The sequence below is a fragment of the Mannheimia cairinae genome, from assembly GCF_028649535.1.
Lineage (GTDB): Bacteria > Pseudomonadota > Gammaproteobacteria > Enterobacterales > Pasteurellaceae > Mannheimia > Mannheimia cairinae.
In genome coordinates, this window is sequence record NZ_JAQSJE010000006.1 from 36,454 (window position 1) to 60,442 (window position 23,989).

General features: G+C 38.6%; 33 protein-coding genes and 4 tRNA genes. 11 read left to right on the forward strand and 26 right to left on the reverse strand.

What is annotated here, in order from left to right:
• Position 1: 1 nt before the first annotated feature.
• The 3 genes from sfsA to gloA2 are packed head-to-tail and all read right to left on the reverse strand — an operon-like array spanning position 2 to position 2,012.
• Complete coding sequence (sfsA, locus tag PTQ27_RS06520; protein WP_273749395.1) at positions 2-730, reverse strand: DNA/RNA nuclease SfsA; 729 nt, start codon at positions 728-730, stop codon at positions 2-4.
• 14 nt (positions 731-744) lie between these two features.
• Positions 745-1,614 carry a DMT family transporter gene (locus tag PTQ27_RS06525; protein ID WP_273749396.1) on the reverse strand — a complete coding sequence of 290 codons (870 nt, stop codon included), beginning with the start codon at positions 1,612-1,614 and terminating at the stop codon, positions 745-747.
• A 2-nt stretch (positions 1,615-1,616) separates the two neighbouring features.
• The gene (gloA2, locus tag PTQ27_RS06530; protein WP_273749398.1) at positions 1,617-2,012 is read right to left on the reverse strand and encodes an SMU1112c/YaeR family gloxylase I-like metalloprotein; all 396 of its coding nucleotides are present in this window, start codon (positions 2,010-2,012) and stop codon (positions 1,617-1,619) included.
• A gap of 89 nt (positions 2,013-2,101) precedes the next feature.
• Between gloA2 and mutY the strand changes: the two genes are divergently transcribed.
• From mutY to ffh, 9 genes are all read left to right on the forward strand, one after another.
• On the forward strand, positions 2,102-3,244 hold the full coding sequence (gene mutY / locus PTQ27_RS06535; protein ID WP_273749399.1) for an A/G-specific adenine glycosylase: 1,143 nt from the start codon (positions 2,102-2,104) through the stop codon (positions 3,242-3,244).
• An 11-nt stretch (positions 3,245-3,255) separates the two neighbouring features.
• Positions 3,256-3,525, forward strand: a complete 270-nt coding sequence (locus PTQ27_RS06540) for an oxidative damage protection protein (protein ID WP_273749400.1) — start codon at positions 3,256-3,258, stop codon at positions 3,523-3,525.
• A 17-nt stretch (positions 3,526-3,542) separates the two neighbouring features.
• Positions 3,543-4,640 carry a membrane-bound lytic murein transglycosylase MltC gene (gene mltC / locus PTQ27_RS06545; protein ID WP_273749401.1) on the forward strand — a complete coding sequence of 366 codons (1,098 nt, stop codon included), beginning with the start codon at positions 3,543-3,545 and terminating at the stop codon, positions 4,638-4,640.
• 130 nt (positions 4,641-4,770) lie between these two features.
• Positions 4,771-4,846 (forward strand) — tRNA-Phe (locus tag PTQ27_RS06550).
• A 5-nt stretch (positions 4,847-4,851) separates the two neighbouring features.
• A tRNA-Asn gene (locus tag PTQ27_RS06555) sits at positions 4,852-4,927 on the forward strand.
• A 164-nt stretch (positions 4,928-5,091) separates the two neighbouring features.
• Positions 5,092-5,167: transfer RNA gene (locus PTQ27_RS06560), tRNA-Phe, on the forward strand.
• Between the two features lie 5 nt (positions 5,168-5,172).
• Positions 5,173-5,248 (forward strand) — tRNA-Asn (locus tag PTQ27_RS06565).
• A gap of 346 nt (positions 5,249-5,594) precedes the next feature.
• Complete coding sequence (locus PTQ27_RS06570; protein WP_159628914.1) at positions 5,595-6,806, forward strand: MFS transporter; 1,212 nt, start codon at positions 5,595-5,597, stop codon at positions 6,804-6,806.
• Between the two features lie 131 nt (positions 6,807-6,937).
• Positions 6,938-8,329, forward strand: a complete 1,392-nt coding sequence (gene ffh, locus PTQ27_RS06575; RefSeq protein ID WP_273749403.1) for a signal recognition particle protein — start codon at positions 6,938-6,940, stop codon at positions 8,327-8,329.
• Between the two features lie 90 nt (positions 8,330-8,419).
• Here ffh and PTQ27_RS06580 read toward each other — a convergent pair whose 3' ends face one another.
• Complete coding sequence (locus PTQ27_RS06580; RefSeq protein ID WP_273749404.1) at positions 8,420-9,976, reverse strand: diflavin oxidoreductase; 1,557 nt, start codon at positions 9,974-9,976, stop codon at positions 8,420-8,422.
• An 84-nt stretch (positions 9,977-10,060) separates the two neighbouring features.
• Positions 10,061-10,489, reverse strand: coding sequence for a PAS domain-containing protein (locus tag PTQ27_RS06585; protein WP_273749405.1), 429 nt, complete (start codon positions 10,487-10,489; stop codon positions 10,061-10,063).
• Between the two features lie 315 nt (positions 10,490-10,804).
• Between PTQ27_RS06585 and PTQ27_RS06590 the strand changes: the two genes are divergently transcribed.
• Both PTQ27_RS06590 and PTQ27_RS06595 read left to right on the forward strand, forming a co-directional pair.
• Positions 10,805-11,995 carry an ATP-grasp domain-containing protein gene (locus PTQ27_RS06590; RefSeq protein WP_273749406.1) on the forward strand — a complete coding sequence of 397 codons (1,191 nt, stop codon included), beginning with the start codon at positions 10,805-10,807 and terminating at the stop codon, positions 11,993-11,995.
• A 12-nt stretch (positions 11,996-12,007) separates the two neighbouring features.
• Positions 12,008-12,760 (forward strand): esterase family protein, encoded by a 753-nt coding sequence (locus PTQ27_RS06595; RefSeq protein WP_273749407.1) that lies wholly within the window; start codon positions 12,008-12,010, stop codon positions 12,758-12,760.
• 70 nt (positions 12,761-12,830) lie between these two features.
• Here PTQ27_RS06595 and PTQ27_RS06600 read toward each other — a convergent pair whose 3' ends face one another.
• The 21 genes from PTQ27_RS06600 to rplP form a co-directional block, all read right to left on the reverse strand.
• Complete coding sequence (locus PTQ27_RS06600; RefSeq protein WP_273749408.1) at positions 12,831-14,339, reverse strand: SulP family inorganic anion transporter; 1,509 nt, start codon at positions 14,337-14,339, stop codon at positions 12,831-12,833.
• 77 nt (positions 14,340-14,416) lie between these two features.
• Entirely contained in the window at positions 14,417-14,803 is a 387-nt protein-coding gene (gene rplQ, locus PTQ27_RS06605) for a 50S ribosomal protein L17 (RefSeq protein WP_273749409.1), read from the reverse strand.
• A gap of 33 nt (positions 14,804-14,836) precedes the next feature.
• On the reverse strand, positions 14,837-15,826 hold the full coding sequence (locus PTQ27_RS06610) for a DNA-directed RNA polymerase subunit alpha (protein ID WP_273749410.1): 990 nt from the start codon (positions 15,824-15,826) through the stop codon (positions 14,837-14,839).
• Between the two features lie 30 nt (positions 15,827-15,856).
• A complete protein-coding gene (rpsD, locus tag PTQ27_RS06615; RefSeq protein WP_273749411.1) occupies positions 15,857-16,483 on the reverse strand; it encodes a 30S ribosomal protein S4 in 627 nt (208 codons plus the stop codon).
• A 28-nt stretch (positions 16,484-16,511) separates the two neighbouring features.
• Positions 16,512-16,901, reverse strand: a complete 390-nt coding sequence (gene rpsK, locus PTQ27_RS06620; RefSeq protein ID WP_005705959.1) for a 30S ribosomal protein S11 — start codon at positions 16,899-16,901, stop codon at positions 16,512-16,514.
• Between the two features lie 16 nt (positions 16,902-16,917).
• Complete coding sequence (gene rpsM, locus PTQ27_RS06625) at positions 16,918-17,274, reverse strand: 30S ribosomal protein S13 (RefSeq protein WP_005599322.1); 357 nt, start codon at positions 17,272-17,274, stop codon at positions 16,918-16,920.
• Positions 17,275-17,412: 138 nt separating this feature from the next.
• Positions 17,413-17,526: a 50S ribosomal protein L36 gene (gene rpmJ, locus PTQ27_RS06630; RefSeq protein ID WP_006250018.1), complete on the reverse strand. Its 114-nt coding sequence runs from the start codon at positions 17,524-17,526 to the stop codon at positions 17,413-17,415.
• Between the two features lie 20 nt (positions 17,527-17,546).
• A complete protein-coding gene (gene secY / locus PTQ27_RS06635; protein ID WP_273749412.1) occupies positions 17,547-18,869 on the reverse strand; it encodes a preprotein translocase subunit SecY in 1,323 nt (440 codons plus the stop codon).
• Positions 18,870-18,872: 3 nt separating this feature from the next.
• The gene (gene rplO, locus PTQ27_RS06640) at positions 18,873-19,307 is read right to left on the reverse strand and encodes a 50S ribosomal protein L15 (RefSeq protein WP_273749413.1); all 435 of its coding nucleotides are present in this window, start codon (positions 19,305-19,307) and stop codon (positions 18,873-18,875) included.
• A 4-nt stretch (positions 19,308-19,311) separates the two neighbouring features.
• Positions 19,312-19,488 (reverse strand): 50S ribosomal protein L30, encoded by a 177-nt coding sequence (gene rpmD / locus PTQ27_RS06645; RefSeq protein WP_006250021.1) that lies wholly within the window; start codon positions 19,486-19,488, stop codon positions 19,312-19,314.
• A gap of 6 nt (positions 19,489-19,494) precedes the next feature.
• A complete protein-coding gene (gene rpsE, locus PTQ27_RS06650) occupies positions 19,495-19,995 on the reverse strand; it encodes a 30S ribosomal protein S5 (RefSeq protein ID WP_005705945.1) in 501 nt (166 codons plus the stop codon).
• Between the two features lie 14 nt (positions 19,996-20,009).
• Entirely contained in the window at positions 20,010-20,363 is a 354-nt protein-coding gene (rplR, locus tag PTQ27_RS06655) for a 50S ribosomal protein L18 (protein ID WP_273749414.1), read from the reverse strand.
• A gap of 14 nt (positions 20,364-20,377) precedes the next feature.
• Positions 20,378-20,911: a 50S ribosomal protein L6 gene (gene rplF / locus PTQ27_RS06660; RefSeq protein ID WP_273749416.1), complete on the reverse strand. Its 534-nt coding sequence runs from the start codon at positions 20,909-20,911 to the stop codon at positions 20,378-20,380.
• Between the two features lie 16 nt (positions 20,912-20,927).
• The gene (gene rpsH / locus PTQ27_RS06665) at positions 20,928-21,320 is read right to left on the reverse strand and encodes a 30S ribosomal protein S8 (protein ID WP_273749417.1); all 393 of its coding nucleotides are present in this window, start codon (positions 21,318-21,320) and stop codon (positions 20,928-20,930) included.
• Positions 21,321-21,356: 36 nt separating this feature from the next.
• Positions 21,357-21,662, reverse strand: a complete 306-nt coding sequence (gene rpsN, locus PTQ27_RS06670; protein WP_273749419.1) for a 30S ribosomal protein S14 — start codon at positions 21,660-21,662, stop codon at positions 21,357-21,359.
• Positions 21,663-21,673: 11 nt separating this feature from the next.
• On the reverse strand, positions 21,674-22,213 hold the full coding sequence (rplE, locus tag PTQ27_RS06675; protein ID WP_273749420.1) for a 50S ribosomal protein L5: 540 nt from the start codon (positions 22,211-22,213) through the stop codon (positions 21,674-21,676).
• Between the two features lie 17 nt (positions 22,214-22,230).
• Complete coding sequence (gene rplX, locus PTQ27_RS06680; protein ID WP_273749421.1) at positions 22,231-22,542, reverse strand: 50S ribosomal protein L24; 312 nt, start codon at positions 22,540-22,542, stop codon at positions 22,231-22,233.
• Positions 22,543-22,554: 12 nt separating this feature from the next.
• Positions 22,555-22,926 (reverse strand): 50S ribosomal protein L14, encoded by a 372-nt coding sequence (rplN, locus tag PTQ27_RS06685; protein WP_005711998.1) that lies wholly within the window; start codon positions 22,924-22,926, stop codon positions 22,555-22,557.
• Positions 22,927-23,120: 194 nt separating this feature from the next.
• The gene (gene rpsQ, locus PTQ27_RS06690; RefSeq protein WP_273749422.1) at positions 23,121-23,378 is read right to left on the reverse strand and encodes a 30S ribosomal protein S17; all 258 of its coding nucleotides are present in this window, start codon (positions 23,376-23,378) and stop codon (positions 23,121-23,123) included.
• On the reverse strand, positions 23,378-23,569 hold the full coding sequence (gene rpmC / locus PTQ27_RS06695) for a 50S ribosomal protein L29 (protein ID WP_005706394.1): 192 nt from the start codon (positions 23,567-23,569) through the stop codon (positions 23,378-23,380). The genes rpsQ and rpmC overlap by 1 nt, the downstream gene beginning before the upstream one ends.
• The gene (gene rplP, locus PTQ27_RS06700; RefSeq protein WP_132501511.1) at positions 23,569-23,979 is read right to left on the reverse strand and encodes a 50S ribosomal protein L16; all 411 of its coding nucleotides are present in this window, start codon (positions 23,977-23,979) and stop codon (positions 23,569-23,571) included. Before rplP ends, rpmC begins: the two co-directional genes overlap by 1 nt.
• Positions 23,980-23,989: the final 10 nt, after the last annotated feature.

Genomic DNA, 23,989 nt, shown 5'->3' on the forward strand with positions numbered 1-23,989 from the left:
TTTAATTATAGCTATTATTACAATTTATATTTTTATTTAGCCGCATACTTATTGGCTTTCCATCTTTTATGATTATATCCATTTTATAAATAAGCGTTTGCACATTATTTACCATTGCTATTTCAAATAATTCGGCATATTTAGGGTCAATTTGTTCAGCAACTTTAAACTGCTCAATGCCTGTATGCAAAATTGCGAAAAAAATGACCGCTTGTAAGTCTTGTTGAGCGATTGTTGTCAACTCTCGTAAGTGCTTTTGCCCTCGTTCAGTTTTGGCATCGGGGAACATTCCAACCCCGTTTTCAGTTAAAAGTGTGGTGGATTTTACTTCCACAAAACAGTCGGGTAAGCCATTTGCTTTTAGTAAGAAATCAATACGGCTATTTTCTGAGCCATATTTCTGTTCTGGTAAGATTTGGGGATAGCAAGCAAGCTCGTGAATCCACTGATTTTCTAACGCTTCTTGCACAAGTTGATTGGCTCGTTGAGTATTTACGCAGATAAAATCCCCAGCCTGAGTTTGGGTAAGCTCCCAAGTGTGAGCATATTTGCGTTTCGGGTTATCGGAAGTCGAAAACCAAACGGTGTCGCCAGCTGTCGCACAACCTGTCATTGCACCTGTATTTGGGCAGTGAATGGTAATTTGTTCGCCAGTTGGTAATTTAATATCGGCAAGAAATCGTTTATAACGGCGAATTAAAATGCCGTGTGAAAGATGAGGAAAAAGCATTGTAAAAAATCCACTTATTTTGACCGCTTGTGTCTTTTGACTATGGGTAAGAAAACTGAAAGTAGTGCGGCAGAAAGCACAATGATAATACCTAACCAAGTAATGAAATTGAGTGATTCCGATAAAAATATTACCGCCATTAAAATCCCGAAAACGGGTTCAAGGGCAAGCAGAATACCGGCAAGAATCGGTGATGATTGGTTGATACCCCTATTCCAAAGTATCATGGCTAAAAAGGTGCAGATAACGCCAAGGTAAATCACACTTAACCAAGCCGATAAATTTGCGGATAAGTCCCATGTTGACGAAAACAATAAACTGATTGGAAGTGCTGAAACTGCTCCTTTTACCAGCATTACATAGGTTAAATCAGCCACTTTGACAGACTGCATAATATCTTTGCTTAAATACATACCAACAATAAAGCTTAAACTCCCTAAGGTTACTAGCAATAATCCGAGTACATTTACTACACCAGTATCATCACTGCCTGAAACCATAATCAAAATCCCTACACAAGCAAGAAGGCTTAGGGCAAAGTCTAATTTTGTTGCCTGTTTTTTAAAGCAGAAGTAGCCAACTAATACCGTTGAAAGTGGATTTAAGCCTAATAATGCCACTGCACTGGCGGCAGAGGTTAATTTTAAGCCTGCAAACTGCAGTACCACACAAAGAGGCATGGTAAGGAAACTCACAAGCCATACTTGAATTCGTTGATTAGAAGGGATTTTATGATAAATACGGCTGGCAAATGGCAATGCGATAATTGCGGCAAGTGTAAGGCGAATTTGCATAATATGGATAGGATCAAATTCTGCTACAGCTAATTTACCGACAACAAATGAGCTTGCCCAAATTAAAACCGCTAATAATAAATAAAGCATAGTTAGACGCTCTCATAAAATTCTAGAGGCAGATCATCAGGATCACGAAAGAAGGTAAAGCGTTTACCTGTTATTTCATCAATTCTAATTCCTTCGTGGGCAAGATTATTTTGTTCTAAAAAAGCGATTGCTTGTTCAATATTTTCCACTTTAAAAGCCAAATGGCGTAAACCACAAGTTTCAGGTGTAGTAAAACGAGGCGGTGTTACCGGAAAGCTGAATAATTCAATTTGCGAGCCATCAGCAAAGCGAAGGTCTAACTTATAGCTATCACGAGTCTCTCGATAGGTTTCTTCAATAATTTTCGCCCCTAAAATTTGGGTATAGAAATATTTTGATTTTTCATAATCAGATACAATAAGGGCGATATGGTGGAAGCCAAGAATTGGAGATTTCATTATTTTTTTACTCTTTAGTTTTGCAAAATTTTTGGTAAAAACAACCGCTTGCAGTATGATGATTTATTTTTTCAATTTCAAGATTTTTTATGCAGGCAAATTTATCTAAATATCCTCTTGCACAGGCTTTAGTTACCGATCCTTTTGCAAAATCTGTGCTTAAATGGTTTGAGCAATACGGACGTAAACACCTGCCTTGGCAACAACAAAAGAGCTTATACAAGGTTTGGCTCTCGGAAGTAATGTTACAACAAACGCAAGTTGCCACCGTTATTCCTTATTTTGAACGTTTTGTGGAACGATTTCCAACAGTTGCTGACTTAGCTAATGCGTCAGTTGATGAAGTGCTACATTTGTGGACGGGATTGGGTTATTACGCTCGTGCTCGCAATTTGCATAAAGCAGCTCAACAGATTCGAGATAAATTTAATGGCGAATTTCCTATCCATTTTGATGATGTATTAAGTTTATCAGGTGTCGGTCGAAGTACTGCTGGAGCGATTTTATCTTCAGTTTTAGATGCCCCACACCCGATTTTAGATGGCAATGTAAAACGGGTGTTAAGCCGTTATTTTGCACTAGAAGGTTGGGCTGGCGAGAAAGCGGTGGAAAATCAGTTATGGCAACTTACCGAGCAGGTTACACCTCGCTCACAAGTGGCGGATTTTAATCAAGCAATGATGGATTTAGGGGCGATGGTGTGTACCCGCTCTAAGCCGAAATGTGCAATTTGCCCGCTAGAAAAACAGTGTAAAACTAATGAGATGCAAGCTTGGGATAAGTTCCCCTTTAAGAAACCGAAAAAAACATTACCTGAACGCCAAACTTATTTTCTAGTGTTAAAACAAGGCTCAAAAGTTTTGTTAGAAAAGCGTGAGGCAAAAGGGATTTGGGGTGGTTTATTTTCGTTTCCAGAATTTAAAACATTAGATGATCTCAAGCGGTCAGATTTAGTGAAAAATTTGCAAATTTCGCAGCAGTTAATCACATTTAGGCACACATTCAGTCATTTTCATCTTGATATTACACCAGTTTTAGTTGAGGCTGATTTGCAAAAAAATGCTGAAAAACAACCGCTTGTTGCGGCAGAAAATGTAGGAAATTACCTCTCATCTGTATCTTCAAAAGCAGATTATTGGTATGATTTACATCAACACAATGAGATAGGTTTAGCAACGCCAGTTAAACGCATTTTAGATGAACTGGCATTTACCGTAAAAAATACAATTTAAGGATTAAAATTATGGCACGTACTGTATTTTGCGAACATTTAAAACAAGATGCCGAAGGTTTAGATTTTCAGCTTTATCCAGGCGAATTAGGCAAACGTATTTTTGATTCAATTAGCAAACAAGCTTGGTCAGAATGGATTAAAAAACAAACTATGTTAGTTAATGAGAAAAAGCTTAATATGATGAATCCTGAACATCGTAAATTACTTGAACAAGAGATGGTAAATTTCTTATTCGAAGGTAAAGATGTTGTAATTGAAGGCTACAAACCTGTCGAGTAAGGAAAGGTAAAAATCGAATGAAAAAATATGCTAAGTATTTGCCATTACTGGCAATTATTCCTTTTCTTGCATCTTGTGGTAGTAATAAATCCTCTAGTAGCAAAAAGCCAAAATCGACCCGAGTAGATTATTCAAAAGATACCAATGCAATGGATATTTTGACTGGGCAGTTCTCAAATAATATTGATGATATTTGGGGAAGCAACGAGCTTTTAGTTGCCAGTAAAAAAGACTACGTAAAATATACCGATAGATTCTATACCCGTAGCCATATCTCTTTTGAAGATGGGGAAATTACCATTGAAACACTTGGTAACCAAAACCACCTGCGTAACTCTATTATTCATACATTATTAATGGGGGCAGACCCAAGAGGAATCGATTTATTTGCTTCTGGCGATGTACCTATTAGTGCAAATCCATTCTTAAGAGGTCAGGTACAAGATCAATATGGGCGAGATATTACCAATATTGCTATTGCAAATGATTTTGCAACTTATCTGCTCCAAAACAAAGTACAAACACGCCGTTTAAAAAATGGTCAAACTGTTACCTATGTTTCTATTAAAATGGTGGCAGGACATATTGAAGTTCGTGCAAGACAATATTTACCGCTTGTTCGTCAAATGTCAAAACGTTATGGCATCGAACCAAGTTTAATTCTTGGGATTATGGAAGTTGAATCATCCTTTAACCCTTATGCAGTCAGTTATGCCAATGCGATTGGTCTAATGCAGGTTGTGCCTCGTACTGCAGGACGGGATATTTTTGTACGTAAAGGAATGAGTGGTCAGCCAAGCCGTGAATATCTCTATAATCCATCAAATAATATTGATGCAGGTACGCTTTACTTAACTATTTTGCGTGATGAGTATTTAGATGGAATTACCGATCCGTTGGCAAAACGTTATGCAATGATCTCTGCTTACAATAGTGGTGCTGGTGCAGTATTACGAGTGTTTGATTCTGATAGATATTCCGCTATTCATAGAATAAATACATTATCGGCAGATGCAGTATATCGCATTTTAACGACTGCTCACCCATCATCTCAGGCTCGTAACTATTTAAGAAAAGTAACGGTTGCTAGAGAAAAATATCGCAATATTCGTTAAGCATAAATTTGAGTTGTTTTTAGACGAAACGTATAAAAAAAACTCACTCAAATCATTGTTTTTTCAATTTTGTAAAAAAGTGTTTGACGTTGTGTGGTGAAATCAGCATAATGCACCCCGCAACGACGTTGCCTCGATAGCTCAGTCGGTAGAGCAGGGGATTGAAAATCCCCGTGTCGGTGGTTCGATTCCGCCTCGAGGCACCATCAATTCCTCCTTAGTTCAGTCGGTAGAACGGTGGACTGTTAATCCATATGTCGCAGGTTCGAGTCCCGCAGGAGGAGCCATATTTAGAAGCCCTGATGAGAAATCATCAGGGTTTTGCTTTTGTATATTAAAGTTAATATTGCTCAAATTTTAGTATTATGTGATTGAAAATGCTAAATTTCTCATAATTGTATTTGACGAAGCATAAAAAAATCAGCATAATGCACAACACAAACGACGAGTTGCCTCGATAGCTCAGTCGGTAGAGCAGGGGATTGAAAATCCCCGTGTCGGTGGTTCGATTCCGCCTCGAGGCACCATCAATTCCTCCTTAGTTCAGTCGGTAGAACGGTGGACTGTTAATCCATATGTCGCAGGTTCGAGTCCCGCAGGAGGAGCCATATTCAGAAACCCTGATAAGAAATTATCAGGGTTTTTACTTTTCTACGAGGCAGTACATACTTTCAAAAAAATTTTTTGTGATTTATCTCTAATTTCTTAGATAAAGTCTAAAATATTTCTTCACTTTTATACACAATTCGGAGTATTATTGTCGCACATAATAATTAAATAATAATGATTCCTCGAATATCGTCAAATTTTGCGGCATAGTTTAATCCCTATGTCGTTTTTTTATTTTTAAGGCTTGAAAACATTTACTATTAGGTCTAAACTTCAGCCGCTAAATTCATTAGCACCCTTCTCTTATCTTTAATTGCTACCCGTGAGTAGCGAAAGGAACTCAAAATGAAAAATTCTGTAGTGACCAGCTATGGCTGGAAAGCACTTATCGGCTCTGCTGTCGGCTATGCAATGGACGGCTTCGATCTCTTAATTCTTGGCTTTATGCTTCCTGCTATTTCAGCAGATTTAGGATTAACGCCAACTCAAGGTGGCTCCCTTGTAACTTGGACATTAATCGGAGCTGTTGCAGGCGGTATTATTTTTGGATCACTTAGCGATAAATATGGTCGTGTGCGAGTGCTTACTTGGACTATCGTATTATTTGCAGTCTTCACTGGATTATGTGCCTTTGCTCAAGGCTACTGGGATCTTTTAATTTACCGCACTATCGCAGGAATCGGCTTAGGTGGTGAGTTTGGTATCGGTATGGCTCTAGCTGCTGAAGCTTGGCCTGCTCGCCATCGTGCAAAAGCGTCTTCTTATGTTGCGTTAGGCTGGCAAGTTGGTGTATTAGGTGCAGCCTTATTAACTCCACTGCTCTTACCTATTATTGGCTGGCGAGGAATGTTTATTGTTGGTATTTTCCCTGCTTTTGTTGCTTGGTATCTACGAGCAAAACTACACGAGCCAGATGTATTTGTGGAAAAAACCAAACAACCCTCTAATGATAAACTACAATCATTTAAATTATTGGTAAAAGATTGGAAAACAACAAAAGTCAGCCTTGGTATTGTGGTGCTAACCTCTGTACAAAACTTTGGTTATTACGGCATTATGATCTGGATGCCAAATTTCCTCTCTAACCAACTTGGATTTAGTTTAACAAAATCAGGTGTGTGGACTGCAGTGACTATTTGCGGAATGATGATTGGTATCTGGGTATTCGGGCAATTAGCAGACCGTATTGGACGAAAACCAAGTTTCATCTTATTCCAAATTGGGGCAGTCGTGAGTATTTTCACTTATTCGCAACTTACTGATCCAACAACAATGTTATGGGTTGGCGCGATTTTAGGTATGTTTGTAAATGGAATGATGGGTGGCTATGGTGCATTAATGTCTGAAGCCTACCCTACCCAAGCTCGAGCAACTGCTCAAAACGTACTTTTTAATTTAGGACGTGGTGTTGGTGGCTTTGGCCCTGTAGTTATCGGTAGTATCGTTGCTATTTATTCCTTCCAAGTGGCGATTGCAATGTTGGCCGCAATTTATCTATTAGATATTTTAGCAACCATATTCCTTATTCCTGAACTTAAAGGGAAAGAACTAGAGTAATCATTACTTTTATTCAGCTATCCGCCTTGATTCTACAATAGGAATGAAGGCGGATTTTTTGTATAATACCTCCAATTCTCCGCCAACAAGCGGTTACTTTTTTAAAAAATTTTGCAAATTGAGAAGCTAATATGTTTGAAAACCTATCCGATAGACTTTCCAAAACTCTGCGTAACATCACAGGTAAAGGCCGTTTAACAGAAGATAATATTAAAGATACCCTGCGTGAAGTGCGTATGGCACTCTTAGAAGCCGATGTTGCTTTGCCTGTTGTACGTGAATTTATCAACAAGGTAAAAGAGCGTGCTTTAGGTGTTGAGGTCAATAAAAGTTTAACCCCTGGGCAAGAGTTCTTAAAAATCGTTCAAAGCGAATTAGAAAACGCAATGGGCGAAGCGAATGAAGAACTTAACCTTGCAGCCCAACCGCCAGCAGTAATTTTAATGGCAGGTTTACAAGGGGCGGGTAAAACAACCTCGGTGGGTAAATTAGCGAAATTCTTAAAAGAACGTCATAAGAAAAAGGTATTAGTTGTTTCTGCCGACGTTTATCGCCCGGCTGCGATTAAACAGCTTCAGACTTTAGCGGAAGCCCTAAAAGTTGATTTCTTCCCAACTGAAACTACACAAAAACCAGTAGAAATTGCAGAACTTGCTTTAAAACACGCAAAATTAAATTTCTTTGATGTGTTGATTGTGGATACCGCAGGTCGCTTGCACGTTGATGGCGAGATGATGGAAGAAATTCAGCAAATCCACGCAACGTTAGACCCGATTGAAACGCTTTTCACTGTGGATGCAATGACAGGTCAAGATGCGGCGAATACAGCTAAAGCTTTCAACGAAGCATTACCGCTAACAGGGGTAATTTTAACAAAAGTAGATGGCGATGCCCGTGGTGGTGCGGCACTCTCTATCCGCCAAATTACAGGCAAACCGATTAAATTCCTTGGTGTGGGCGAGAAAACCGATGCGTTAGAACCGTTCCACCCAGACCGTGTTGCTTCCCGTATTTTAGGTATGGGCGATGTAATGTCGTTAATTGAAGACTTACAACGCTCAGTCGATCAAGAAAAAGCGGAAAAAATGGCGGCAAAATTCAAAAAAGGCGATGATTTTACCCTTGAGGATTTCCGTGAACAGTTGATCGAAATGAAAAAAATGGGCGGAATGATGTCGATGCTAGACAAACTTCCTGGGGCGAAAAACCTGCCAGATCACGTTAAAAACCAAATAGATGACAAAATGTTCGTAAAAATGGAAGCGATCATCAACTCTATGACTTTAAAAGAGCGTGCTCGCCCTGATATTATCAAAGGCTCTCGCCGTCGCCGTATTGCATTAGGATCTGGCACACAAGTGCAAGATGTAAACAAAATCCTAAAACAGTTTGATGATATGCAACGTATGATGAAAAAAATGCGTAAAGGCGGAATGGCAAAAATGATGCGTGGAATGAAAGGAATGATGGGCGGAGGCTTAGGCGGTCTTGGCGGCTTAGGCGGAATCTTTGGTAAACGCTAAATATTTGTAAGCGGTCTAATTTCTATGTTATTTTGCAAACAAAAGAAAGGCACAAATCAGTTGTGCCTTTTATTTCTCTAAGATCAAGGATTAATACACATCTCGCATTAATCGCCCTTCTGCAACCAGCTGTGCGATAATATTATTAAAATCATCCACGTAAGGTTGTCCGCCAATTTCATCGGCAATTTTAATAAGTGTTGCATCAATTTCTTTACTCATTGCTTTGCTACCGCAAATGTAGAAATAAGCTCCTTGTTGAATTAAATTCCAGACAAGTTCTGCTTGTTGAGCTAAGGCATCTTGCACATAAAACTTTTCTGCCTGATCTCGAGAGAAAGCGGTAAATAGTTGGGTTAATGTGCCGTTAGCCAAATAATTCTCTAATTCTGTTTGATATAAGAAATCTTTAGCACGATAACGTTCCCCAAAGAATAGGTAGCTTTCTACACTTTGATATTGGCTAGCTAACGCTTGCAAAAATGCAATATGTGGAGCAATTCCTGTGCCAGATCCAATCATTACTACGGGTTTATTTAAATTTTCTGGTAAACGGAAATTAGGGTTTGCTTGTGCAAAAATCGAAACAAATTCGCCCGCTTGTAATTTGGCTAAATAATCGCTTGCCGTGCCTTGATACGCTCGCCCGTCTAAATCGTAATGAACACGGCGAACACATAAATCGACATAATCAGGGTGTGTTTTTCCACAAGAGCTAATAGAGTAAGCTCGGGCAGAGAGGTTAGATAAAATCCCTTCTAAATCAGCAAGAGTTACGGTTTTTTGTGGGTCAAAATCACGTAAAACATCTAATAAATCGTGTCCGTAGAGATATTGCTCTAACGCTTTTTTATTTGAGATTTTTGTTAGATCTTTCAACTCACTGCTGCCACAGATTTTTTGAATATCACGTAGTACATTTTTACTTAATAAGCGTAATTCTTTATGGCGAAGTACCTCAATAGCCGCTTGGTTATCAAACCATTTTGCATACTCTGCTAATAGTGTGTCAGGCTGCTGAACTTTCACATAAATTAAATCACCTGCTTGGTAAAAAATACCACTATCTTGAAGTGATAAGCGAATATGGTAAACCGCCGGTTCTGAATTTGCTAAATGTTGGATATCTAATACTTTTGCTTGATAGGCTGATGCTTCGCCATAAACCTGTACAGAAAGCTGATGCGAAATAGGTTGCTCACTTGTATGAGTTAATGCCTGCTGAACGAGGGGTAGCCATTGTTTAAAGATTTCTTGGTAGTTTAAGTCAGCATCCACTCTTTCAATTAATGGCTGAACCGATTTTGCTTGTAATAACGCATCTAATTGTTTGCTATAGCCACAAAATTTATCGTAGGTAATATCGCCTAGTCCAAAAATGGCATATTTCACGTTACAAGCGGTCAAATTTTCTAATTTTTCTGCAAATGTGTCGGCATTTTCCGGTGGTTCACCATCGCCAAAAGAGCTAGTTACAATTAACAATAAAGTATCTTGTTTTAAGGTTGCTAAATCAGTTTCATTTAATGTTGAGAGCGTTGGGGAATAAGAGGTTAGGAAATCTTGTTGAGCGAGTTGTTGAGCGATTTTTTCAGCATTACCCGATTCTGAACCATAAGCAATATGAAGATGTTTAATTGAAGACATAGTTTCCCTCAAAAAAGCGAAAGAGAAAGGTAGAAAAAAATGCGTGTAAATCATTCATTTACACGCAATATGAAATATTATGAATTAGCCGTGGAAGTCATCGAATACTTCTTTTGCAGCTTCCACCGCATCAAAATTAGCCATTAGATCATTGATAACACGGCGAACACTAATATAGCCAGTGATATTGCCAGCTTCATCAAACATTGGTTGCACTGTTGTATCAACAACATAAACTACACCGCCTTTACCACAGTTAGGCACAATACCAGTCCAAATTTTACCTGCTTGAATTGTATCCCACATATCTTTATATACGGCTTTTGGTACAGATGGGTGACGTACGATATTGTGTGGTTGGCCAATTAATTCTTCACGAGAAAAACCTGTTAATTTACAGAAAAGATCATTGGCATAAGTAATAACGCCTTGTAAATCTGTAGTAGAAATAACTAATGTATCTTGTACTGCTTTTAATAGTGCTTCATTTGAAGGAACGATTTGTTCAGCCATATTAAATCTCCATTATATAGATTGAGGTTATTTTGTTTATCAGAATTAGTACTGAAAACATCTCTAGAATAATAGATAGAGATCCTAATGTAAATCCTAAATAACAACAATTCTCAAAAATAATCCAACTAAATTAGTCGGATTATTAAAAATTACTATATCACAACATTTAATTAATTTTGACTATAGATTATAGGCCGCATAAAAAGAAAATAAGTCGCATCATATTTTTGAATATAGTTTGAAATTTAATGAATTTAGCCTACAATCAAGTAATTATTTTTAATATTATGCAAACAACTTAAAGGAAGCACTATGTCCAAACCTCTCAATTTCGTGATGATCTCCCCTCATTTTCCCACCAACTTTGAAACTTTTGCCGTTCGCTTACGTGAAACTGGGTTTAATACGTTAGGTATTGCCGATACACCATATGAGCAGCTCAGTGAAACATTACGCAACAATTTAACTGAATATTATCGTGTTGATAATATGGAGGATTATGATCAAGTTTATCGTGCCGTTGCTTATTTTGCTCATAAATATGGTCGCATTGATCGTGTGGAATCCCACAATGAATATTGGCTTGAACTAGATGCGAAATTACGTACTGACTTTAATATTTTTGGTTACAAAAATGATGATATGTTATCGATTAAAACCAAAGCTCAAATGAAAGAAGTGTTCCGTAAAACTGGGTTAAAAGTTGCCCAAGGACGTGTTTTTAAAGATGATGTAGATGCCCGTAAGCTCGCAAAACAGTTGAAATTCCCTGTTATCATCAAACCAAATTCAGGGGTTGGAGCAAGTGATACTTATAAAATTAAAACTGCAGAAGAATTAGAAGCTTTCTTTGGCTATAAAAACCCAACTGTAGAATATATTATGGAAGAGTTTATTGATGGCGATATTGTAACCTTTGACGGTTTAACCGACCACGAGGGTAATATCGTTTTCTATTCTAGCTTAGAATATTCTGAAGCGGTGCTTGATACCGTTTCTAAAGACGGTGATATGTTCTACTATGTGCCACGTGAAATTTCTGAAAAATTAGTGGAATTAGGCAAAAAATGTGTGAAAGCTTTTAATGTGAAAGAACGTTTCTTCCACTTTGAATTCTTCCGTGTAAAAGGTGGCAAGGGTAAGAAAGAAGAAATTTTACCATTAGAAATTAACTGCCGCCCACCAGGTGGTTTAACCATTGATATGTGGAACTATGCTAATGATTTTGACGTATTCAAAGAATATGCAAATATCGTGAAAGAAAATAAGTTCTATACTGATATCCAGCATCCTTGGAATGTAGTCTATATTTCTCGTAAAGCAAACCAAAACTATGTCAATTCTATCGAATCCGTTTGCGAAAAATTTGCAGGCAATATTATCAGCGTGCAAACCGTACCAGGCGTGTTTGCCAAAGTAATGGGCGAACAGGGTATTTTGGCTCGCACAGAAACAATGGAACAAATGCGTGAAATTGTACAATTCGCACACGCAAAACAATAAGAGGTAAATCCAATGCATTTTGAAAAAAGAAGCCACTGGAGTGGAGAATTAGGACGTGAAATGTCATTTAATGTTTACGGCCACGCAGGCAAGCCTGTGATTGTATTTCCTTCATCGGGTGGGAATGAAAATGAATATGGTAACTTCGGAATGATAGAAACTTGTCGCTCCTTTATTGAACGAGGCTTAATTAAATTCTATACACCAGACTCTTATGATGCTGAATCTTGGTTATCAAAACATAAATCAGGCCACGATATGGCATTAGCACACAATGCTTATGACCGCTATATCATTCACGAATTAGTGCCTCTCATTCGCCACGAGTCTCAATGGAACGGTACAATGATTGCCACTGGTTGCAGTATGGGGGCATTCCATACAATGAACTTTGCATTACGTCATCCAGACTTATTTGATATTGCTATTGCATTAAGCGGTGTATATGACGCACGCTTCTTTACTGGTGAATTCTATGGAGATAAAGCTGTTTATTTCAACTCACCTATTGATTATATATGGGGGCAAAACGATGACTGGTTCTTAGGCCGTTATCGCCAAAATCATTATATTGTTGCAGTAGGGCAAGGAGCTTGGGAAGAACAACACGTGGAAGATACTCATCGCCTAGAAGATGCCTTCAACGCAAAAGGCATTCGTGCTTGGTTCGACTATTGGGGTTTTGATATTGACCACGATTGGCCAACTTGGCGAAAACAGATGCCTTATTTCTTAGGTAAGCTAGAAGAGCAAGGTATCATTTAACTATAAAGAATCAAGCGGTCTAATTTTAGTAAGATTTTACAAAAATTAGCCCGCTTTTTAAGCTAAACAATTAATGTTTAATAATATCAATATCTTCTGATTTATCGTGAATACCAAAACGATCGACTAGCGTTTTACTCGCCTCATTAAGACCAATAACATCTACGTTCACACCATTTTTACGATATTTCAATACGACTTTATCTAAGGCTGAAACTGCTGTGACATCCCAAAAATGCGTATGTGTAAGATCGATACTCACATATTTAATTTTAGGATTATTAAACTCAAATTGATCAATAAAATCATCTGCAGAAGCAAAGAAAACTTGACCTACAACACCATAACCTAAACTTTGTTCACTTCCTGTCGGCAATACTCTAACGACCATATAACGACCAATCTTATTCGCAAAAAATAATGCCGAAAGTAATACTCCAGCAAATACACCAAGTGCTAAGTTATGAGTATAAACAACTATCCCTACAGTAACTAACATCACAACATTAAAACCAATAGGGTGAGTTTTAAGTTCTTTAACAGATTGCCAATTAAATGTACCAATAGAGACCATAATCATAACTGCAACTAATGCAGCCATTGGGATTACTTTTAGTAAATCACTTAAGAAAACAACCATAATCAGTAAAAATATACCAGCTAAGAAAGTCGATAGCCTCGTACGTCCACCAGATTTTACATTAATAACTGATTGGCCAATCATTGCACAACCAGCCATTCCTCCAAAACAACCACTTACGATATTCGCAATACCCTGCCCTTTACATTCACGGTTTTTATCGCTCTCTGTTTCAGTCATCTCATCTACAATAGTAGCAGTCATCAATGATTCCAATAAACCTACTGCGGCAAGACTTAATGAATATGGCAGAATAATTAGTAAAGTTTCTAAATTTAAAGGAATATCAGGTAACAAGAAGACAGGTAAAGTATCAGGAAGCTGCCCCATATCACTAACTGTGCGCACATCAACACCTTGCCAAACAGTAAAGAGTGTTAAAGTAATAATAGTCACTAATGGAGATGGAATGATTTTACCAAGTACCGGCACATAGGGAAATAAATAGATAATAGCTAATCCAACACCTACAAGAGCATAAGTATGCCAAGTTGTATTTTGTAATTCAGGAAGCTGAGCCATAAAGATCAGAATTGCTAATGCATTTACAAAGCCAATAACAACTGCTCTTGCAACAAATCTCATTAATGAACCTAATTTTAACCAACCTGCAATAATTTGAATAACTCCGGTCAGCAAAGTAGCTGCAAGCATATATTGTAAACCGTGATCTCGAACTAAGCTTGCTAGCACTAATGCCATCGCTCCCGTCGCCGCTGAAATCATCGCAGGTCTGCCACCTACAAAACTGATCACGACCGCAATACAAAATGAAGCATATAAACCGATCTTAGGATCTACTCCAGCAATAATAGAAAATGCAATTGCTTCTGGAATTAAAGCTAATGCAACAACTAAGCTTGATAGTACATCTCCTCGAACATTCGAAAACCACTGTTTTTTTATCCCCACAGATGAAAATTTAAATAAAGATGACATATTTATCCTATTCTTAATAAAAAATAAAACCCCGATAACATAATATCGGGGTTTATATTCAAAATTTAATTAGATGATTATTCCGCTGCTGCTTCTGTTGCAACTTCTGGGCGATCTACTAACTCAATGTATGCCATTGGTGCATTATCACCTGCACGGAAACCACATTTTAAAATACGGGTGTAACCACCAGCACGCTGTGCAAAACGTGGACCTAATTCATTGAATAATTTAGCAACTGTATCAACGTTGCGTGTACGTGCAAAAGCTAAACGGCGGTTTGCAACGCTGTCTGCTTTAGCTAAAGTAATTAACGGCTCAACTACACGACGTAACTCTTTTGCTTTTGGTAAAGTTGTCTTGATGATTTCGTGTTCAACTAGAGAACTTGCCATATTACGGAACATCGCTTGGCGATGGCTGCTGTTACGGTTTAATTGACGTCCACTCTTACGATGGCGCATAACCTATTCCTTCTTAGAAAATCTATACCGAAACTAGTCTTCTGCAATACTTGCAGGTGGCCAGTTTTCAAGGCGCATACCAAGTGATAAGCCACGTGAAGCAAGAACATCTTTAATCTCTGTAAGAGATTTCTTACCTAAGTTAGGTGTTTTAAGAAGTTCAACTTCTGTACGTTGTACTAAATCACCGATATAGTGAATTGTCTCTGCTTTCAAACAGTTAGCAGAACGAACTGTCAGCTCTAAGTCATCTACTGGGCGAAGAAGAATAGGATCAAACTCCGGTTTTTCTTCTTTCACTTCAGGCTGACGAACATCACGCAAATCAACGAATGCAGCAAGTTGCTCTGCTAAAATCGTTGCAGCACGACGGATAGCTTCTTCTGGATCTAATGTACCATTAGTTTCCATCTCAATAACGAGTTTATCTAAATCAGTACGTTGTTCAACACGAGCAGCTTCTACATTATAAGCAATGCGATCTACTGGGCTGAAGCGTGCATCCACTAATAAACGACCGATTGGACGATCGTCATTTTGAGTATGAATACGTGCTGATGCAGGTACATAACCACGACCACGTTGAACACGAATGCGCATATTAATTGAGGCATTCTTGTCTGTTAAATTACAAATTACGTGCTCTGGATTTACAATTTCCACATCGCCATCGTGCGTGATGTCGGCTGCAGTTACAGGGCCAATTCCAGATTTATTTAGTGTCAAAATAATATCATCTTTATTTTGCACTTTTACCGCTAGACCTTTAAGGTTTAATAAAACCTCAAGAATATCTTCCTGAACGCCTTCCTTGCTGCTGTATTCGTGTAATACACCATCAATTTCAACTTCAGTAACTGCACAACCCGGCATAGATGAAAGTAAAATGCGACGAAGTGCGTTACCTAATGTATGGCCAAAACCACGTTCTAACGGCTCTAATGTCACTTTAGCGTGAGTTGAACTAACTTGTTCAATATTCACTAAGTGCGGCTTTAAAAATTCTGTCACAGAACCCTGCATTTTTTCCTCTCTTTGCGGTTAAGCTAACTATTATTTAGAGTAAAGCTCAACGATCAGATGTTCATTAATATCTGCTGATAGATCAGAACGTTCTGGAGTGCGTTTAAATACGCCTTCCATTTTAGTTGCATCAACTTCTAACCAAGTTGGTTTTTCACGTTGAGTTGCTAATTCTAATGATGCTTTAATACGTGCTTGTTTTTTAGATTTCTCACGAACAGCAACCACATCATCAACAGAAACTTGGAATGAAGGAATGTTTACTACACGACCGTTTACTACGATTGATTTATGGCTAACAAGCTGGCGTGCTTCTGCACGAGTTGCAGCAAAACCCATACGATAAACTACGTTATCTAAACGACCTTCTAATAATACTAATAAGTTTTCACCTGTATTACCTTTCAAGCGGTTTGCTTCTGTATAATAATTACGGAATTGACGCTCTAAGATACCATAAATACGGCGAACTTTTTGTTTTTCACGTAACTGACTACCGTAGTCAGATAAACGAGGCTTGCGAGCACCGTGTTGGCCAGGAGCTACATCAAGTCTATTTCTACATTTTGATTCAATCGCACGAACGCCTGATTTTAAAAATAAATCAGTAGCTTCACGACGGCTTAGCTTGAGCTTAGGACCCAAATATCTTGCCATTTTCTTTCTCCAATTATTCTAACGTCAATTATACACGACGTTTTTTCGGTGGACGACAACCGTTATGAGGAATCGGAGTCACATCTGTAATATTCGTGATACGGAAACCCGCTGCATTTAATGCACGGATTGTTGATTCACGACCAGGACCCGGACCTTTAACCATAACTTCCAAATTCTTTAAACCAAATTCTTTAACCATTTCTGCACAACGCTCTGCAGCAACTTGAGCAGCGAATGGAGTTGATTTACGAGAACCACGGAAACCTGAACCACCAGCAGTAGCCCAAGCTAGAGCATTACCTTGACGGTCAGTAATAGTAACGATTGTGTTATTGAAAGATGCGTGGATATGAGCTACGCCATCTGCAATCTGTTTTTTAACGCGCTTACGTGCGCGAACTGGTGTTTTAGCCATTATTTATCTACTCCGACTATTTTTTGATCGGTTTGCGTGGACCTTTACGGGTACGCGCATTAGTCTTAGTACGTTGACCACGTACAGGTAAACTACGACGATGACGTAAACCACGGTAGCAACCTAAGTCTAAAAGACGTTTGATGCTTAAAGTTACTTCACGACGTAAATCACCTTCGACAGTAAATTTACCAACTTCTTCACGCAGTTTTTCAATCTGCTCTTCAGACAATTCTCTGATCTTTACATCTTCAGCAATACCCGTTGCTGCACAAATAGCTTTAGCACGAGTTTTACCGATACCGTAAATTGCAGTTAATGCGATTACAGTGTGTTTTTGATCAGGAATGTTAATGCCTGCAATACGGGCCACTATGCACTCCTATTATTTAAGTTTATTGATATACTGATCTTGAAAAGCCCGTTTCAGGATACTCAAACAGTATATCAGGATGAATGAGCTGAGCAGTATAACTGCTCAGCGGGTTCTTTGCAAGAAATATGCGTAAAATTAACCTTGACGTTGTTTGTGTTTAGGGTCGCTACAAATTACACGAACCACACCTTCACGCTTGATTACTTTACAATTACGGCACATTCTTTTTACTGAAGCACGAACTTTCATTGCTTATCCTTTGTTAGGGCTTATTGACCTAAGCCTTTTAAGTTAGCTTTCTTCAACACAGAATCATATTGTTGAGACATTAAATGGCTCTGAACCTGTGCGATGAAATCCATAATTACAACCACTACAATCAGTAAAGAAGTTCCACCTAATTGGAAAGGTACTTTCCATAATGATGTAATGATAAAAGGAACCAAACAAACAAAAGCAATATATAACGCACCAATTAAGGTTAAACGTGTCATTACTTTATCAATATAACGCGATGTTTGTTCGCCTGGTCGATAACCTGGTACAAACGCACCTGATTTCTTAAGATTATCCGCTGTATCACGAGGATTATACTGCATTCCGGTATAAAAGAATGCGAAGAAAATCACGGCCATTGTAAATAATACAATATACAATGGTTGCCCTGGCTGTAATAATTGCGAAAGGCTAAACAACCATTCAAACCCCTCACTTTGACCAAACCACTGAGTAATACTCGCAGGAAATAAAATAATACTTGAAGCAAAAATTGCTGGTATTACACCTGCCATATTAACTTTAAGTGGTAAATGAGAAGATCTTGCAGGTGCCATCATTCTACCTTGTTGGCGACTTGCATAGTTCACAACTATTCTTCTTTGTCCACGTTCAACAAAAACAACAAAATAAGTTACTGCAAATGCAATTATTGCTACTAGTAATAATACAATAAAAGATAACTCACCTTGGCGAGCTTGTTCAATTGTTTGCCCTATAGTTGCAGGAAGATCTGCAACAATACCTGCAAAAATAATCAATGAGATACCGTTTCCGATACCACGCTCAGTGATTTGCTCACCTAGCCACATTAAGAACATAGTTCCAGTTACTAAGCTAATTACAGAAGTTACATAGAATAATAAACTTGGATTAGGAACTAATCCTTGTACCATATTCGGTAGGGCTAATGAAATACCAATTGATTGAATAAATGCTAATAACAATGTGCCATAGCGTGTATATTTGCTAATTTTTCTACGCCCAGCCTCACCTTCTTTCTTTAATTCAGCTAAAGGCGGATGAATTGCTGTCAATAATTGAATAATAATTGACGCAGAAATATAAGGCATAATACCCAATGCAAATATTGAAGCACGGCTTAAAGCACCACCAGAGAACATATTAAACATATCAATGATGGTGCCCTGCTGTTGTCGAATTAATTCGGATAATACAGAAGCATCAATGCCAGGAACAGGTATAAAAGAACCGATACGGAAAACGATTAACGCACCTAAAACAAATAATAATCTTGATTTAAGCTCGCCAGTCCCTTTTTGTGTACTACCTTGGTACCCTGGTTGCTTTGCCATCTATTATTCCTCGATAGAACCGCCAGCAGCTTCAATAGCAGCTTTAGCACCTTTAGTAACACGCAATCCTTTAACTACTACTGCTTTCTCAATTTTACCTGCTAGAATTACTTTAGCTGATAAAATATCTTTAGTAATAATATTAGCTGCTTTTAATGCTTCTAAAGTTACTTCGTTGCCATCTACTTTAGCTAAGTCGTTTAAACGAATTTCAGCTACACGGAATGATTGTAGTGAAGTAAAACCAAATTTTGGTAAACGACGGTATAAAGGCATTTGACCACCCTCGAAACCACGACGAACACGTCCGCCTGAACGAGATTTTTGACCTTTATGACCACGACCACCAGTTTTGCCTAAACCTGAACCAATACCGCGACCTAAACGTTTTGCACTGTGCTTAGCGCCTTCAGCTGGAGAAAGAGAATTTAAACGCATTCGATTATTCCTCCACTTTAACCATATAAGATACTTGATTGATCATACCACGTACAGCTGGTGTATCTTCAAGTTCTACAGTATGACGAATATGACGAAGACCTAAGCCCTTTAACGTTGCTTTATGCTTCGGTAAACGAGCGATAGAGCTACGAGTTTGAGTTACTTTAATTTTTGCCATATCCAATTACCCCAAAATTTCTTCAACTGTTTTGCCACGTTTTGCAGCAACCATTTCAGGTGACTTCATGTTCTCAAGTGCATCAATTGTTGCACGAACAACGTTAATTGGGTTAGTTGAACCATATGCTTTAGAAAGAACGTTACGAACACCTGCAACTTCTAATACTGCACGCATAGCACCACCTGCGATGATACCAGTACCTTCGCTAGCTGGTTGCATAAATACACGTGAACCAGTGTGTGAACCTTTAACAGGGTGTTGTAATGTACCTTCATTTAAAGCTACATTAATCATATTGCGACGAGCTTTTTCCATCGCTTTTTGGATTGCTGCTGGAACTTCACGTGCTTTACCGTAGCCAAAACCTACTCGACCGTTACCATCGCCCACTACTGTTAAAGCAGTGAAACTCATAATACGACCACCTTTTACGGTTTTTGAAACACGGTTAACCGCGATTAGCTTTTCCTGCAGTTCACCAGCTTGTTTTTCGATGTTTGACATCTCAAATTCCTCTATTAGAACTGTAGACCAGCTTCACGAGCAGCATCTGCTAATGATTGCACACGACCGTGGTATTTGAAACCAGAACGATCAAAAGCAACCGCTTGAATACCTTTGGCAATTGCACGTTCAGCTACTAGTTTACCAACTACTGCTGCCGCTTCTTTATTACCAGTATATTTAACTTGCTCTTTAATTACTTTTTCAACAGTTGAAGCTGCTGCTAGTACTTCTGAGCCATTAGGTGCAATTACCTGCGCATAAATATGGCGAGGTGTGCGATGCACAACTAAACGTGTTGCACCTTGCTCTCTCATTAAATGACGTGCACGGGTTGCACGACGGATACGAGCTACTTTCTTATCCATAGTGTTACCTTACTTTACTTTTTCTTCGCTTCTTTTGTACGTACTACTTCATCAGCGTAACGTACACCTTTGCCTTTATAAGGCTCTGGACGGCGATATGCACGAATATCTGCTGCAACTTGGCCGATTAACTGTTTGTCAGCACTTTTCAGAACGATTTCTGTTTGTGATGGACATTCACCAGTTACGCCAGCTGGCAGCGCATGTTCTACTGGGTGAGAGAAACCTAAACTTAAAGCAACAACGTTACCTTTCATTTGAGCTCTGTAACCAACACCCACTAATTGCAATTTCTTAGTAAAGCCTTCAGTAACACCGATAACCATAGCATTAACAAGTGCACGAGCAGTACCCGCTTGTGCATCTGCATTAGCAACACCTTCACGAGGTGCAAAAGTTAATGCGTTAGCTTCTTGTTTTACTTCAACTGCATTATGAATTTCACGAGATAACTCGCCGTTTTTACCTTTAACTGTTAATAGCTGACCGTCAAGTTTTACCTCAACACCGGCAGGAATATTAACAGGTGCTTTTGCGACACGAGACATTTTTCCTACCTCTCTATTATGCTACGTAACAGATAATTTCACCGCCCAATCCTGCTTGACGAGCAGCACGGTCGGTCATTACACCTTTAGATGTAGAAACAACAGCAATACCTAAACCACCCATTACTTTTGGTAATTCATCTTTGCCTTTATAAATGCGAAGACCTGGACGGCTCACACGTTGAATACTTTCTACAACTGGTTTGTTTTGGAAATATTTTAAAGTAATTTCCAGTTCAGGTTTTGCACCCTCAACAACTTTAACGCTTTCGATATAACCTTCTTCAGCTAAAACATTTGCAATAGCAACTTTTAACTTAGATGAAGGCATACTGATTGCAACTTTATTCGCAGCTTGACCGTTACGAATACGGGTCAGCATATCTGCGATTGGATCTTGCATGCTCATGTATTTACTCCCATGATTCCAAATTAAAAGAGGTTATTACCAGCTTGCTTTTTTAAGGCCCGGGATTTCACCACGCATTGCAGCTTCACGGACTTTAATACGGCTTAAACCAAACTTACGAAGAACACTGTGTGGACGTCCAGTTTGGCGGCAACGATTACGCTGACGACTTGGGCTTGAATCACGTGGTAAAGTTTGTAACTTTAACACTGCATCCCAACGTTCTTCATCAGAAGAATTAACATTAGCAATAATTGCTTTTAATTCTTGACGCTTTGCGTAGAACTTATCAGCTAACTTAACACGTTTTACATCACGTGCGATCATTGATTGTTTTGCCACGATAACCTACCTTATTTACGGAATGGGAAATTGAAAGCCGCTAATAGAGCTTGACCTTCTTCATCATTTTTCGCTGTCGTAGTAATAGTAATATCTAAACCACGTACACGATCTACTTTATCATAGTCGATTTCAGGGAAAATGATTTGTTCACGAACACCCATACTGTAATTACCACGACCATCAAATGACTTAGCACTTAAACCGCGGAAGTCACGAATACGTGGAACAGCGATAGTAATCAATCTTTCAAAGAATTCCCACATACGTTCACCACGTAGGGTCACTTTGCATCCGATTGGATATCCCTGACGGATTTTAAAGCCTGCAACAGATTTGCGTGCTTTTGTAATTAAAGGTTTTTGACCGCTAATTGCTGTTAAATCCGCTACTGCGTTATCTAACAATTTTTTATCGGTCAATGCTTCACCCACACCCATATTCAGGGTTATCTTTTCGATTCGTGGGACTTGCATGACAGATGAGTAGTTGAATTTATCTTTTAATTCATTAACTACTGTATCTCTGTAGTAATCATGCAGTTTCGCCATCGCATTACTCCAGTTAATTAAATAATTTCATTATTAGATTTGAAGAAACGTACTTTTTTACCATCTTCAATTCTAAAACCTACACGGTCAGCTTTATTTGTTGTTGGGTTAAAAATCGCAACATTTGAAGCATCAATTGCAGCTTCTTTTTTTACTAAACCACCAGCTTTTCCTAATGCAGGAACTGGTTTTTCATGTTTAGTAACGATGTTGATCCCTTCAACAACCACTTTACCATTTGGTAACACAGAAGTTACCTTACCACGTTTGCCCTTGTCTTTACCAACAAGAACAATTACTTCATCGTTTTGACGGATTTTAGCAGCCATTACATTCTCTCCTTACAGTACTTCTGGAGCTAAAGAGATGATTTTCATAAACTTCTCAGAACGAAGTTCACGAGTCACCGGTCCAAAAATACGAGTACCGATTGGTTGCTCTGTGTTATTGTTTAAAATTACACAAGCGTTGCCATCGAAACGAATAACTGCGCCATCTGGGCGACGAACACCCTTCTTGGTGCGCACAACAACTGCTTTTAACACATCACCTTTTTTAACTTTACCGCGTGGAATTGCTTCTTTTACAGTAACTTTAATGATATCGCCAATAGCAGCGTAACGACGGTGCGATCCACCTAGAACCTTGATACACATTACGCTACGAGCCCCTGAGTTATCAGCAACATCCAGCATAGTCTGTTCTTGGATCATATTAGTGCTCCGTTAAAATAAAAAAACACCCTTTCGGGACGAAACTGCTTATATAATTAGAACATAAGCAGGGTGCAAAATATACTACAAAACATAACCATTAAGCAAGTTATTTTTGAGGTTTATTTTGCTGAATTTCTCTTTAAAAGAGATAGACCCCAGCAATAGCTGAGGTCTATGTTTTAATGAGTTAATTAAGCAATAACTGCTTTTTCAACTACACGAACTAAAGTCCAAGATTTAGTTTTTGAAACAGGACGACATTCCTTAATTTCAACAACATCACCTAATTTAGCTTCGTTGTTTTCATCGTGTACGTGAAGTTTAGTAGTACGACGGATAAACTTACCATATAAAGGATGTTTAACTGTACGTTCGATAGCAACTACAAATGATTTATCCATTTTGTCGCTAACCACTTTACCTTGTACTGTACGAATTTTATCAGTCATTATTCACCCGCCTTTTCGGTTAATACAGTTTTAACTTGTGCAATACTACGACGCACTTGTTTTAACTGGTGGGTTTGTTGAAGCTGACCGGTGGCTGCTTGCATACGCAATTTGAATTGTTCACCTAGTAGGTTTACTAATTCAGCGTTCAGCTCTTCAACATTTTTGTTACGTAGTTCTTGAGCTTTCATTACATCACCGTCTTAGTTACAAATGTGGTTTTGAACGGAAGTTTCGCCGCAGCTAATGCAAATGCGTGACGAGCGATTTCTTCTGATACACCATCCATTTCATATAATACTTTACCCGGTTGGATCAAGGCTACCCAGTACTCAACGTTACCTTTACCTTTACCCATACGGACTTCTAATGGTTTTTCTGTGATTGGTTTGTCTGGGAATACACGAATCCAGATTTTACCTTGACGTTTTACCGCACGAGTCATCGCACGACGAGCCGCCTCAATTTGGCGAGCAGTTAAACGACCACGACCAACAGCTTTTAAACCAAATGTACCGAAGCTTACTTCTGTACCGCCAGCGATACCACGGTTACGGCCTTTGTGAACTTTACGGAATTTTGTGCGTTTTGGTTGTAACATTCAGTGATTC

What these genes read in the sequence shown, in the direction of transcription:
- gloA2 (WP_273749398.1), bottom strand. Translation starts at nt 2,012, where the DNA reads ATGAAATCTCCAATTCTTGGCTTCCACCATATCGCCCTTATTGTATCT.
- rpmD (WP_006250021.1), bottom strand. Translation starts at nt 19,488, where the DNA reads ATGGCAAAAATTAAAGTAACTCAAACTCGTAGCTCTATCGCTCGTTTA.
- rplR (WP_273749414.1), bottom strand. Translation starts at nt 20,363, where the DNA reads ATGGATAAGAAAGTAGCTCGTATCCGTCGTGCAACCCGTGCACGTCAT.
- rplQ (WP_273749409.1), bottom strand. Translation starts at nt 14,803, where the DNA reads ATGCGCCATCGTAAGAGTGGACGTCAATTAAACCGTAACAGCAGCCAT.
- PTQ27_RS06585 (WP_273749405.1), bottom strand. Translation starts at nt 10,489, where the DNA reads ATGGCTGAACAAATCGTTCCTTCAAATGAAGCACTATTAAAAGCAGTA.
- PTQ27_RS06610 (WP_273749410.1), bottom strand. Translation starts at nt 15,826, where the DNA reads ATGCAGGGTTCTGTGACAGAATTTTTAAAGCCGCACTTAGTGAATATT.
- rpmJ (WP_006250018.1), bottom strand. Translation starts at nt 17,526, where the DNA reads ATGAAAGTTCGTGCTTCAGTAAAAAGAATGTGCCGTAATTGTAAAGTA.
- mutY (WP_273749399.1), top strand. Translation starts at nt 2,102, where the DNA reads ATGCAGGCAAATTTATCTAAATATCCTCTTGCACAGGCTTTAGTTACC.
- rpsK (WP_005705959.1), bottom strand. Translation starts at nt 16,901, where the DNA reads ATGGCTAAAACACCAGTTCGCGCACGTAAGCGCGTTAAAAAACAGATT.
- PTQ27_RS06525 (WP_273749396.1), bottom strand. Translation starts at nt 1,614, where the DNA reads ATGCTTTATTTATTATTAGCGGTTTTAATTTGGGCAAGCTCATTTGTT.
- rplO (WP_273749413.1), bottom strand. Translation starts at nt 19,307, where the DNA reads ATGCGTTTAAATTCTCTTTCTCCAGCTGAAGGCGCTAAGCACAGTGCA.
- rplN (WP_005711998.1), bottom strand. Translation starts at nt 22,926, where the DNA reads ATGATCCAAGAACAGACTATGCTGGATGTTGCTGATAACTCAGGGGCT.
- mltC (WP_273749401.1), top strand. Translation starts at nt 3,543, where the DNA reads ATGAAAAAATATGCTAAGTATTTGCCATTACTGGCAATTATTCCTTTT.
- PTQ27_RS06540 (WP_273749400.1), top strand. Translation starts at nt 3,256, where the DNA reads ATGGCACGTACTGTATTTTGCGAACATTTAAAACAAGATGCCGAAGGT.
- PTQ27_RS06580 (WP_273749404.1), bottom strand. Translation starts at nt 9,976, where the DNA reads ATGTCTTCAATTAAACATCTTCATATTGCTTATGGTTCAGAATCGGGT.
- PTQ27_RS06570 (WP_159628914.1), top strand. Translation starts at nt 5,595, where the DNA reads ATGAAAAATTCTGTAGTGACCAGCTATGGCTGGAAAGCACTTATCGGC.
- PTQ27_RS06600 (WP_273749408.1), bottom strand. Translation starts at nt 14,339, where the DNA reads ATGTCATCTTTATTTAAATTTTCATCTGTGGGGATAAAAAAACAGTGG.
- rplF (WP_273749416.1), bottom strand. Translation starts at nt 20,911, where the DNA reads ATGTCTCGTGTCGCAAAAGCACCTGTTAATATTCCTGCCGGTGTTGAG.
- rplE (WP_273749420.1), bottom strand. Translation starts at nt 22,213, where the DNA reads ATGGCGAAACTGCATGATTACTACAGAGATACAGTAGTTAATGAATTA.
- rpsD (WP_273749411.1), bottom strand. Translation starts at nt 16,483, where the DNA reads ATGGCAAGATATTTGGGTCCTAAGCTCAAGCTAAGCCGTCGTGAAGCT.
- ffh (WP_273749403.1), top strand. Translation starts at nt 6,938, where the DNA reads ATGTTTGAAAACCTATCCGATAGACTTTCCAAAACTCTGCGTAACATC.
- rpsQ (WP_273749422.1), bottom strand. Translation starts at nt 23,378, where the DNA reads ATGACTGATAAAATTCGTACAGTACAAGGTAAAGTGGTTAGCGACAAA.
- rpsH (WP_273749417.1), bottom strand. Translation starts at nt 21,320, where the DNA reads ATGAGCATGCAAGATCCAATCGCAGATATGCTGACCCGTATTCGTAAC.
- PTQ27_RS06590 (WP_273749406.1), top strand. Translation starts at nt 10,805, where the DNA reads ATGTCCAAACCTCTCAATTTCGTGATGATCTCCCCTCATTTTCCCACC.
- secY (WP_273749412.1), bottom strand. Translation starts at nt 18,869, where the DNA reads ATGGCAAAGCAACCAGGGTACCAAGGTAGTACACAAAAAGGGACTGGC.
- rpmC (WP_005706394.1), bottom strand. Translation starts at nt 23,569, where the DNA reads ATGAAAGCTCAAGAACTACGTAACAAAAATGTTGAAGAGCTGAACGCT.
- rpsE (WP_005705945.1), bottom strand. Translation starts at nt 19,995, where the DNA reads ATGTCAAACATCGAAAAACAAGCTGGTGAACTGCAGGAAAAGCTAATC.
- PTQ27_RS06595 (WP_273749407.1), top strand. Translation starts at nt 12,008, where the DNA reads ATGCATTTTGAAAAAAGAAGCCACTGGAGTGGAGAATTAGGACGTGAA.
- rplP (WP_132501511.1), bottom strand. Translation starts at nt 23,979, where the DNA reads ATGTTACAACCAAAACGCACAAAATTCCGTAAAGTTCACAAAGGCCGT.
- sfsA (WP_273749395.1), bottom strand. Translation starts at nt 730, where the DNA reads ATGCTTTTTCCTCATCTTTCACACGGCATTTTAATTCGCCGTTATAAA.
- rplX (WP_273749421.1), bottom strand. Translation starts at nt 22,542, where the DNA reads ATGGCTGCTAAAATCCGTCAAAACGATGAAGTAATTGTTCTTGTTGGT.